Genomic DNA, 11,156 nt, shown 5'->3' with positions numbered 1-11,156 from the left:
CGCAGTCCACCGCATATATGGAAGGTAATGATAAGTAAACATGCCCATAAAACAGAATGCCATTGAAATTGTAAAAACATTGCAGGATAAAGGTTTTGATGCCCTTTTTGCGGGCGGATGTGTGCGCGATATGATTATGAGGAGGGAATCTGCCGATTACGATATTGCCACGAATGCCCTTCCCCATGACGTTATGAATCTCTTTAAAAAAACTTTTTCCGTAGGTACGCAATATGGCGTGGTGGTTGTTGTAAAAGATGGACATAATTTTGAGGTTGCTACATTTCGCACAGAAAAATCTTATAGTGACGGGCGGCATCCGGATTATGTATCCTTCAGCACTGCCGAAGAAGATGTAAGGCGTAGGGATTTTACCATTAACGGACTGTTGTATGACCCGGTGAAAAAGGAAATGCTCGATTATGTGGGAGGCAGGGACGATATTGCCGCGGGTATTATCAGGACAATTGGCGACCCTGTTGAACGGTTAACTGAGGACAAGTTGCGCATGATACGTGCAGTCCGCTTTGCGTGCCGGTTTAATTTTCATATCCATGAGGAAACAAGACAGGCGATTATAAACCTTGCGCCGCAGATTCATGTAGTCAGCGCAGAACGTATTCGTGAAGAGTTGCAAAAAATTATTACCGGACCAAACCCGCATCTTGGGATTCAACTGCTGGATGAGCTTTGCCTTTTGCGCGAAATACTTCCTGAGGTATCAGAAATGAAAGGAGTCCGGCAGCCTGAAAATTTCCACCCGGAGGGAGATGTTTTTACGCATACTTTGTTATGCCTTTCTAAAATGGAAAATCCTTCGTGGACGCTGGCAATGGGCGTGTTGCTGCATGATATCGGGAAGCCACGGACGTTTCAGGAACTAGACCGCATTCGGTTCAATTTGCATGAAAAAGTAGGAGCTGATATTACCGCTAAAATCTGCAATCGTTTAAAGACTTCCAACGCCGATAAGGAACGAATTATCTGGCTTGTTTTGAAACATCTTTGTTTTAAAGATGCTAAGAAAATGAGGCTTAACAAACTGAAACGGCTCTTTGCCCATGAAGCATACAAAGAACTTGAGGAATTATGCAGGATTGATGCCCTTGCGAGTTCTGGCGATTTATCGGACTACTATTTTTGCCGTGAGATGTTTGAAAAACTATCGAAGGAGGAGGTTAAGCCAAAGCCACTAATTACCGGACATGATCTTATTGCGATTGGATTAACCCCGGGTCCTGCATTTAAGCATATTCTGACAAAGATTGAAGATGAACAGCTTGATGGAAATATAACAACAAAAGAGGAAGCACTCAAAAAAGCACAGGAGCTAGCCTGCGCGGATGCCGGATGATAAAATTCTTAGACAAGATTATTACTTACAGAGTATTTTCCAGCAAGCACGAAATAAAAAATACGAAATTCTAAATACGCAACAAATTTCAACATCCTACCCCTCCTTACCTCCGCCAAAGGGGGAGAATGTCCCCCGTTGGCGGGGGTGCAGGGGGTGGATTTGTATTTAGCATTTCGTATTTCACCAGTTAATATTTTGCAAAAAATGCAAAAAAATTACTGGCAAGGTACTAATTAGCCGGTGCTGATTGCAATGTCTGCTGCTCCGGGCTTGCAACCATTCTAATCATCTCTAAATATCTGTTCTCCCTCTTTAGTAAATTTATATCATTGGTTTGCGTTTGATAACCTTCTTTCTCATATTTGATTGTATAGGTTCCTACCTTCAGGGAAAGGGAATAACTACCGCTGCCGGAGGATTCTTCGCTATAGGCTCGATAATCGTCTTTGGCAGATATCTTAACCTTAGATAGACCTTTGTTGTCGGTATTATATACATACCCATAAATGTCCGCTGATGCGGAGGTTATCTTTGCAGTACTATACACGAATAAACTCAAAACCATTAATACCAACAATTTCTTCACAGACTGTTCTCCTTGTATAAAATTACCCTTTACCTTACACCATGGCGACGAAATGGTGGATTCGTAAATATACTTATCGTGGTTACAAAAGAAATGCCGAAGTTAAGCAAAACAAGCGGCACTCTTTTCAAAAAACCTCGCTTCGTTTGTTTCCATATACTGGGGAATTAATAACCTTTTGTGGCGTGCATTGCTGTCTTTTTGCTTTAACTACAGGTTTTAGCAGGTTGATAATTTTTGAAATCTGACGAGAGCTTGTGTTTGATTGTAGAGGCAATCGTTGTTTAACGCAACACAAATCTACCAAGGTCATTTTACCCTATTGCTTCAAAGTCTTTAAAACAAACAAAAAACTAAAGTATCATCGAAAAGGGTGTATTCCCGATTTTTTGTGATTTCCGCCATGTTTTAATGAAACGTTGCAGTAGTGTTAACCCTGACAGGGTTTCAAACCCTGTCAGGGTTGTTTTGCCCCGACTCCATGAACGCTTACAAACAATCGGGAATGCACCCCATCGAAAAAGTAAATTCCAGGACAGCCTGTTAAGAGGATAGTCCTATCTCATAAAATCTTTTAGTTGATTATCGTCGTTCTTTTTCTTTTCTGCGATATAATCCTCTATAATCTTCTTTTCGTAAGGGGGCACCTCGCCGAACTGAACGGCGAATTTATAACTATCATATGCATTTGTTTTGGTGGAATGATCGATACGAATGGCAGTCCCCTGTAATCGTAACTGATGAGATTCAAATGTACTCATTGGCAGTTTGAAGGCTATTTGTACTTTTGTCTTCAGAGGGAGAAATTCTTCTAACACGCAATGTGCTCCCCCGCAACTCAGGTTTAATATCATCCCTTCGAGCGAATTATAATATGCGCTGATTATCACGAGGATGCAGGTGTTTATTCGTTGATGTTCACGTCTTTGTTCAAAATCGTTATTTTCTTTCATGTCGATTCTTTCTCTATTAATGACAGTAAGATGGTTCGTCTAAAGAAAAAAGGGAAAGCCTTCATAATTGTTTTCTCAATCCTCAATCCGCAGTCTGCAATTTGCCGACTGCTGATTGTTGCAGAGGCATATTACTCATCCGGTTCAAAGGGGTCATCTACAATCCTTCCGTTAAATTTGTCCATGTGGATTTGCGCATATTCTCTTTGTTGAAATACGTGGATGCGATTATCGTTGGTTTCATTGGTAATGAGTTCGCTCTCAACAAAATGTGCCATGTAGGAATCTATCTTATTGCCGCGTATTTCGTCAGTGACAATAACGTGGTCAACAGCGTGTTTATTTTTTTTAAACCATTGCACGGCACAGTAGATGGAGCAAAACCTTTTAATACCGCTATCCTTCAGAACGATTTCAACTTCGTAAATGGGCGTAACCGGAGAGCCATCATAATCGCAGCGGGGATATTTTACATATTTTTGATAAAATACCCCAAGGGTTGCAATTATAAGAAAGAGGGCAATGCCTGAGCAGAATTTTTTTGTCATATCACGTTAAAACGAGGTGTATTGTTACCATTAATAATGACGTCAACAAACAAAACAGGGATAAACTGTTTATCCGTGCTGTGAATAGTTCAATTATCTGCTTCGAAGAAGAGTTTTTACCAAGAATACGTAGTATGTTTATCCAGCCGATGCCGAAAATGCCAATGATAAATAATCCAAGCATGATAGATGCATCCGGCACTATGCCATTCCCTATAAAACAATACAGGCAATGGTGAAAGGGGAGTTGCATAAGTTTCGGTGCGATTATTTCAATGAAAGAGAGCAGCGTAACAGGAATGTTTAGGAGACCTGTTCCCGATTGGAGATAAAGCAATGTCTTGTCTGACACAGGTATCAAATGTCTCCATCTTTTTGAAAGGGATAAAAATAACAGGATGATAAGGATAATGTTTATAGAATAATAAAGAAGGAATAATGCCTTATCAAAATTTTCCCCGAATATGGCCTGGGGGATCATGGCGGAAGGGCGCAATGGAACGTCAAAGAAGGTAGCGCAACAGGAAACAGATATAAGAGGTTTCATTGACAGCAGGTAATAGACGTCAGCGCCGCTGTCAACAAAGAGTATTACGCATATGGGAATGAGAAAAAGCAATATTTTTCTGGTGAACGGTGATGTGGGATGCGCCTTATCCGCATAATAACAAAAAATCCACCCCCCCATGATGAAAAATGAAATGGGTTTTATGATTTGAAGGAAAGCGGCAGTAGCGGGTAAAATCTGCGTTACGCCAAATATGCACATTGCACCCGGTACTTCAGGCACAAAGCTTTGGAGCATAAAGTAAAACCATGGCCACGCAAGCATTCGTATGCCGATGACGACGCACGCTATCAGGAATATCAGGTATCCTTTTTGTTCATATTTTGTTTTTGATTCTAATGGAACAAGGGCATCAAATGCCAGAATCGCTCTGAGTGTTGTGAAAAGGAGGACCCCCCCCAGAGAGAGCGAAACGGCAGCAATAAACAACATAATAATGGTGTAGATGTTAATAATCATTGGAGCCTGCCATTTCTCATGGTAAATGTTTCATCCGCAATTTCCTTAAAACGGGGGTCATGTGCTGCTACAACGATAGTAGCGCCTCTGTTTTTTAATTCAATCAGTGTATTCATCAGTTTTACGCATGTTTCTTCATCAATATTAGACGTCGGTTCGTCAGCAATAATGATTCCGGGATTATTTATCAGCGCCCGTGCAATTGCAACGCGCTGCTGCTGTCCGCCGCTGAGTTCTTCCGGTGTATGGGTCACTCTCTCTCCCAGATCCATCATATCTAAAAGTGTCTTTGCCCTTTTGAAACGTTCTTTTGTGCCAATCCCCACAGGAATGAGCGGATACGAAACGTTTTCCCAGCTTGGTAGTCTGGGAATAAGCATAAAATCCTGGAAGATAAAACCGATCTTTTCGCGCCGCAATACAGAAAGGGCGATATCGGAAAATGCGGTGATTTCCTCTTCGTTAATAAATACTTTACCGGTAGTTGGTCTGTCTAACGTCCCGATAATGTTGAGCAATGTGGTCTTGCCAGAACCCGAAGGCCCTTTCAGTACGACAAAACTATTTTTGGCGATAGTGAGATTTACCTCCTCTACGGCACGTACTTCGTGTTTTGTGTTAGCGTTATACCATTTGCGTATGTTTTCCATCCGTATCATTATTTCATTGCAACAACCGGTGATTCGGTTGAAGCCCTCCACGAGGAATAGATGCTCCCTACCATGGTTAAGAGAAAGGCAAAGAAAAAACCCAGCAAAAGCGGCAGCGGAAGGAATTTCGAAGGCACGTTAAACTTGGGCAAAAGGGTTGTTTCTGAAATGAAAAATTGACCAATGAACGCACCGTTGAATACCCTGATCCAAAGGATTGATACAATAATTGCTATGGTCGCCCCTAGCAGGCTGATGAGTAATTGTTCAAAAGTAATGAGTTCCAGCACTTCGAGCGTATTCCATCCGGTTGCTTTCATAATGCCTATCTCTTTTCTCCGGTCCGACAATCCGAAGCCTGATGCTACAAGAATTGCAGGTATGCCCAGGGCAAAGGCGACAACATATAATGCGGTAAAAAGCCCTTCTTTCAGCAAAAATCCCTTTTTTACAAATAGTTCAATAATATGTTTATCCTGCAAGCGGTAAGGTTCGTTCATTAATAGCGTATACAAATCAGTGGCTATCTCCGCATTGTGCCCGGGGATGCTGTATATTTGTATGTCCGTGGCGACGTCAGTCCTTCCGAACAATTCCCCTGCATCTTTAAAAGACATAAAGAGCAGGGAAGCACCCCAAATGCCCGAGTCTGCGGAGAACATTCCTACGACAGTAAACACCTTTCGTTGCTGTCCGCGCATGCTGAACTGATCGCCAATGCGCAATTGAAAATGCCGGGCTAATTCGTTGCCTACGACGACTTCATCAGGGTTTTCAAACATCCTTCCGGAAATACACGACACGGAATCAGGGACGTCTTTTTCACTGATTCCAACGATTACCGCCAGTTTGTTTTGAAAATAAGCCCTGCCGATAATGCGCGGCACTGCCTTTTTAACCCCGAAAATATGCCTGATTCCTTCCAGATATTTCAATGGAACAGAGGTGTTTCTGCCAAATTCATCAAATGTAAGGTAGAGATCGCCTCCTTCGTTAACCGAGACAAGGGATTGCGCACGTATTCCGTCAGAAATGGAAATTGCGGTAATAAAAGGCGTCACAATTGCTATTATACACAGACAGACCACAACGGTCTTTGCCCTGTGCCGTAACAGATTTTCACTTGCGAGCAGAAGTAAATTAATATGTTTATTCAAAACAAAAAAATACCCGGTTGTTTAATGCGTAATGGATAAGAATGCCTGAAGGCCATAATGTGCTATTCGTAATATTGCAGAGAAAGATTGTACAAAGTGTTTGGAGATTTATTTTAATCCAATAATTTCGGCTTTGCAAGGGTGTTTCATATAGAAAGAAATAAGGTCTATGAACTATGAACTATCAATTATCAATTAATTCTTTATTCTTCTTTCGTCTGATAGATTGTATTCTTTCCAATATCGGCGGATGGGAATAATGAAAAGCCGCGTAGAGTGGATGTGGATAGAGATTGGAAAGATTATCCTTTGAGAGCTTTACAAGCATGTTTATCATGCTCTTATTGTCCTTTGTCATTTCATAAGAAAACGCATCCGCCTCATATTCGTGTTTCCGGGAAAAATAGTGTGAAAGGGGGCTGAAGGGGAATGCTGCTATAGAGCCTAAAAATCCAATGATAACAATCTTCGCAAAAAAAGTGCTTTCCTTCAATTGGAAGAGCTGTATCAGGCCTTCTTTCTGCATTATATTGAATGAAATAAACATTACAATAATTGCAATAATTTCAGAAACAATAAGGTGTTTCATAAGATGTTTTTTCTTCCAGTGTCCTGCTTCATGTGCAAGTACTGCAATAATCTCGTCTTTTTCCATCTGCCCGATAAGCGTATCATAAAGGACGATCCTTTTTACTTTTCCAATGCCGGTAAAATAGGCGTTGGTGTGCTTCGTTCTCTTTGATGCGTCCATTTTGAAGACGCTCTTTACTTTAATGCCCACCTTTTGCATAAGTTCCCGTATCTCTTTTTGAAGCGATTCGTCTTCTACCGGAGTAAATGTGTTAAAGAGGGGCGCTATTACATACGGGAATATATACATCATGAGAATGCTGAATAATAAGAAAAAGCACCATATCCAGAACCACCATAAACCGGGGCTGGCCTGTACGATGAAAAATCCCGTTGCGATTATGAAAGAAACCATGATGGTTGTTATTAAAAGTGATTTCCACAGGTCTGTTATCCATAGCTTCATTGTTGTGGTTGTGAAGCCATATTTATTCTCAATGACAAATGTATGGTACAGTTTGAAGGGAATCATCAAAACGGTATCTGCATAAAGCAGTATCAGGAAGAAGACTAATCCTGATACAATGAATGGCACTTTCAAAGATGCAATCCATGAGTTGTAACTATCAAGCAAACCGCCAAATAGAAAGGCCAGCAGAATTGCGTTATGGTAGAGAGAACTTACAAAATTGAACTTTGTGTTTTCAATAACGTACCTTTGCGTCTTGTTGAGTAATTCCTGGTCTATGTAGCCCTCGAAGTCCGGAGGGATTTTGTCCCCATGTTTCTTTAAGTGGGAAAGATTAAGGTAATCAAGCCAGTACCCCGCAATTACCACAAAGATATATGCTGACAATACAATGATGAGATAGTTATTCATACCTGTTTAATCCACCTTATGGTTTTGTAAGAAGCGTAGTGTCATATAAAGCGCTGTGTTTGCTGAAAAATGTTTGTTGGAAATCCTTGTGCCGTGAAATTGGCATTTTTTTACTTCGGTAAAATTATCACCTGTAATTGCAATGTAAACCAGTCCGACGGGTTTTTTGTCTGTGCCTCCGCCTGGCCCTGCAATGCCGGTGATTCCAATGCCGATGCTTGCTTCAGAGACCTTTCTGGCGCCCTTTGCCATTGCTTCCGCCACTTGAGGACTCACTGCCCCATACGTTGCAATACATAATTCCGGTACGTGTAAAATAGTTATCTTTGCTTTGTTGCTGTATGCGACGATTCCTTCCGGAAAATAATCGGATATGCCGGGGATATTGGTAAGTTTGTCAGAGACGAGCCCTCCGGTGCAGGATTCCGCAACCGCGAGAGTTGCATTCTTTTGTTTTAAAAGCTCATACACGGCGTATTCGAGACTTGTGTTATCCGTTCCAAAAACCACCTGCCCAAGTGTTTTCCTTAAGGCTGCCTCTGCGGCGTCCAGCTTCTGCAAGGCATCTTCTTTGACAAGGGACGTAGTGAATGCATTGATAGTAACAATACCGTCATGAACCAGCGTCATTATTTTTATTGAATTATTAATAACGCCGGATTCCCTAATGAGTTTGTTTATTTCAAATTCAGGCATTCCAAATGTATGAAATTGCCTTGTTGCGATACACGTATCGTCAGTCAAATGCCGCGCTTTATATATTTTCAAATAGGAGTTAAGCATTTGTCGCATTTCTACCGGTACGCCAGGGAGGCATACGATATCTGTCTCATTATAGTTAATTGCAAAGCCTGTCGCCGTTCCGTGATCATTGGGAATGATAAGGGCGCCGAAGGGGATTGATTTTATTTTTTTTGTGCCTTCGTGCAATGTGTCTGCGCATTGTGGCTTGTTGGTATATGATTCACCGCTGGGTATTAATGGCATGTTAAAGAGATCTGATACTATTTCGCGTGTGAGGTCGTTTTCTGTTGGGCCGAGGCCGCCGGTTGTGATAATCAGCCGTACCCGGTCTTTGGCGATATTAAGTGCGGATCTTAATAATTCAGCATCATCACGGACTGCTGTGGCAAAAAGGACATGAATCCCGTTTTTAGTCAACATTTCCGCAATATACCGGGTATTCGTATCGGCTATTTGACCGAGAGCGATTTCCGTGCCTATGGCAATGATTTCCGCAGTAGTCATTTAATGTTGCTTCCTAAAGCTGGCATAGCCAGTACCAAACAGGTATGAGATAAAAAACACGAAACACGAAGCACGAAATACAAAACGAATTCCAAAATACAAAATCCCAATGAAAAGAACCTGGTATTGAACATTTCCCCCTGCTGTTTTGTTTTATTGAAACATTTCTTAAAAATGCATTTTACATGAAAGGATTTATACATACAACTTTAGATTTACGATGTACGATTTTAAATTCTAAAATCACGTCTTTGCCGCACTGTGAAAATGATTATAAACTTCATTTGCCAGTTTTGCCGGTAATTTGCCTATTTCTGTTAATTGGTTTATTGTGGCGTTTCGAATGCCTTCAATGCTTCCAAAGCGTTTTATCAGCGCTTTTTTTCTGATAATGCCGATGCCTGGGATTTCATCGAGGGGCGATTTGTAATACTCTTTGTCACGAAGTTTTCTGTGATAGGCAATGGCAAACCGGTGCGCCTCATCACGAATTTTGGCAAGGAATAAGAGGACGGGGGATGAAGACGGAAGGAGTATCGGATGAGGTATGTGGGGGGCGTGGACTTGTTCCCCCTGCTCTCCCTTAGGAATACCGCTTTTTCCTCTGTCTTTTGATAATGCGAGAAGGTCCGTATCATTTATTGCGAGTTCTTCAAACACCCTGAGCGCAACGCCCAATTGTCCCTTCCCCCCGTCTACCATAACGAGATCCGGCAAATCTCCCTCTTCGACTGCCCTTTTATACCTGCGTAATAATACTTCATGCATCATTGCGTAATCGTCTATCTGGTCTACTGTTTTTATCCTGAAGCGTTTATATTTCGATTTGTCAGGCATGCCGCATTTGAACGTTACCATTGAACCTACCGCTTGTTTGCCAAAAATGTTGGAGATATCAAAACACTCTATACGTTCCGGCAGGTTTCTCAGTCCGATAACATCCTTCAGCGCCTGTAATGTGCGTGAATAATTATCGTCCTGCGTCTGCGATACCTTATAGGCATTCATCGCATTTTTTTGCGCCATTTCAATAAGACGTAATTTATCACCGCGTTTCGGGCAAAACACGGAAACCTTTTTCCCCTTTCTTTCGGTAAGCCACTCTTCCAGCAAAACAGCATCCGGGGAATTAACCGGTATGATAACTTCAGAAGGGATAAATCGGGTCTGACTATAAAATTGATTTAAAAATGAACGAAATACCTCTTCGATTGTAGTATGGTTTATTGATAAACGATAGGAAGCGATGTCTTCCATATTGCCTGAGCGGATAAACATTACTTCAATATATACATCATTATCTGTAAGGTAATAACCAAAGACGTCCCGGTCGATAAAGGTAAGGGAATTGATCCTCTGCTTCTCAACGGTTTGTTCGATGGACTGTATCTGGTCGCGCAGTTTTGCCGCCTTTTCATATCGCAACTGTTTCGACTCTTCGTACATTTGTTTCCGGAGAATGCTGATAAGGTCTTCCTGTTTGCCTTTTAAGAGAAGGATTACCTGGTCTATCAATGTCTTGTAACCTGCACGGTCTATCAGTCCGCAGCAAGGCCCGAGGCACTTATGAATCTGATAATAAAGACACGGCTTTGTCCTGCTTTTGAACGCATTATCCCGGCATTTTCTGACAGGGATTGTGTCATTAATGTACCGTAGTGTTTCTCTGACAGCCCTGGCGGAGGCATAGGGGCCAAAGTACATTGCGCCGTCATCTTCCTTCTGGCGAACGACTTTCGGATACGGAAAATCTTTGTTGGTTTCCAGTTTGATGCAGAGGAAGTTTTTGTCGTCACGTAAATTGATATTAAATTTGGGTTTGAATTGTTTTATAAAATTATTTTCAAGGATAAGGGCTTCTTTTTCAGTCTCCGTAAGCACGAAGTCAATATCAACCACGTGCTTTATTAGATATTCCGTGTAAAGTCTGTCCCCGGTTCCTTTCTGGAAGTAGCTTCTAACGCGGTTTTTGAGATTCTTTGCCTTGCCAACGTAGATTACCTTATGTTTAGCATCTTTCATAAGATAAACGCCGGGAGACACAGGCACGTTTTTTAATTTAAGTGACAAGCTCATATCATATAGTTAAAAAAATCGTAACACTTTAGTCTTTTGAAACTGGAAATACTCATTTGTAGTGCGACGGGGGTTAGTCGCACCAAAAAAAGTAGTGTGATAAG

General features: G+C 41.5%; 10 protein-coding genes. 1 reads left to right on the top strand and 9 read right to left on the bottom strand.

Annotated elements, in window-relative coordinates:
* Positions 1 to 40 precede the first annotated feature (40 nt).
* Complete coding sequence (locus QZT26_RS06375) at positions 41 to 1,354, top strand: CCA tRNA nucleotidyltransferase (RefSeq protein WP_099326271.1); 1,314 nt, start codon at positions 41 to 43, stop codon at positions 1,352 to 1,354.
* 232 nt (positions 1,355 to 1,586) lie between these two features.
* On the opposite strand, the gene QZT26_RS06370 is transcribed toward QZT26_RS06375, so the two are convergent.
* The 9 genes from QZT26_RS06370 to uvrC all read right to left on the bottom strand — a co-directional run bounded on the left by QZT26_RS06370 (position 1,587) and on the right by uvrC (position 11,052).
* Complete coding sequence (locus QZT26_RS06370; protein ID WP_099326272.1) at positions 1,587 to 1,943, bottom strand: carboxypeptidase regulatory-like domain-containing protein; 357 nt, start codon at positions 1,941 to 1,943, stop codon at positions 1,587 to 1,589.
* A 557-nt stretch (positions 1,944 to 2,500) separates the two neighbouring features.
* Positions 2,501 to 2,896, bottom strand: coding sequence for a PilZ domain-containing protein (locus tag QZT26_RS06365; RefSeq protein ID WP_295101271.1), 396 nt, complete (start codon positions 2,894 to 2,896; stop codon positions 2,501 to 2,503).
* A gap of 131 nt (positions 2,897 to 3,027) precedes the next feature.
* Positions 3,028 to 3,444 carry a hypothetical protein gene (locus tag QZT26_RS06360; protein ID WP_099326274.1) on the bottom strand — a complete coding sequence of 139 codons (417 nt, stop codon included), beginning with the start codon at positions 3,442 to 3,444 and terminating at the stop codon, positions 3,028 to 3,030.
* Between the two features lies 1 nt (position 3,445).
* On the bottom strand, positions 3,446 to 4,471 hold the full coding sequence (locus tag QZT26_RS06355) for a hypothetical protein (RefSeq protein ID WP_295101269.1): 1,026 nt from the start codon (positions 4,469 to 4,471) through the stop codon (positions 3,446 to 3,448).
* Positions 4,468 to 5,121, bottom strand: coding sequence for an ABC transporter ATP-binding protein (locus QZT26_RS06350; RefSeq protein ID WP_230405683.1), 654 nt, complete (start codon positions 5,119 to 5,121; stop codon positions 4,468 to 4,470). Before QZT26_RS06350 ends, QZT26_RS06355 begins: the two co-directional genes overlap by 4 nt.
* Before the next feature lie 8 nt (positions 5,122 to 5,129).
* The gene (locus QZT26_RS06345) at positions 5,130 to 6,278 is read right to left on the bottom strand and encodes an FtsX-like permease family protein (RefSeq protein ID WP_099326277.1); all 1,149 of its coding nucleotides are present in this window, start codon (positions 6,276 to 6,278) and stop codon (positions 5,130 to 5,132) included.
* Positions 6,279 to 6,462: 184 nt separating this feature from the next.
* Positions 6,463 to 7,728, bottom strand: coding sequence for a M48 family metallopeptidase (locus QZT26_RS06340; protein ID WP_295101266.1), 1,266 nt, complete (start codon positions 7,726 to 7,728; stop codon positions 6,463 to 6,465).
* A 6-nt stretch (positions 7,729 to 7,734) separates the two neighbouring features.
* Entirely contained in the window at positions 7,735 to 8,976 is a 1,242-nt protein-coding gene (locus QZT26_RS06335) for a competence/damage-inducible protein A (protein ID WP_295101265.1), read from the bottom strand.
* Positions 8,977 to 9,219: 243 nt separating this feature from the next.
* Positions 9,220 to 11,052 (bottom strand): excinuclease ABC subunit UvrC, encoded by a 1,833-nt coding sequence (gene uvrC / locus QZT26_RS06330; RefSeq protein WP_099326280.1) that lies wholly within the window; start codon positions 11,050 to 11,052, stop codon positions 9,220 to 9,222.
* Positions 11,053 to 11,156 lie beyond the last annotated feature (104 nt).

It is taken from the genome of uncultured Candidatus Kuenenia sp. (assembly GCF_900696675.1).
Classification (GTDB): Bacteria; Planctomycetota; Brocadiia; order Brocadiales; family Brocadiaceae; genus Kuenenia; species Kuenenia stuttgartiensis_A.
The sequence above is the reverse complement of the archived record's forward strand: the minus strand, read 5'-3'. Positions and strand labels throughout refer to the sequence as shown.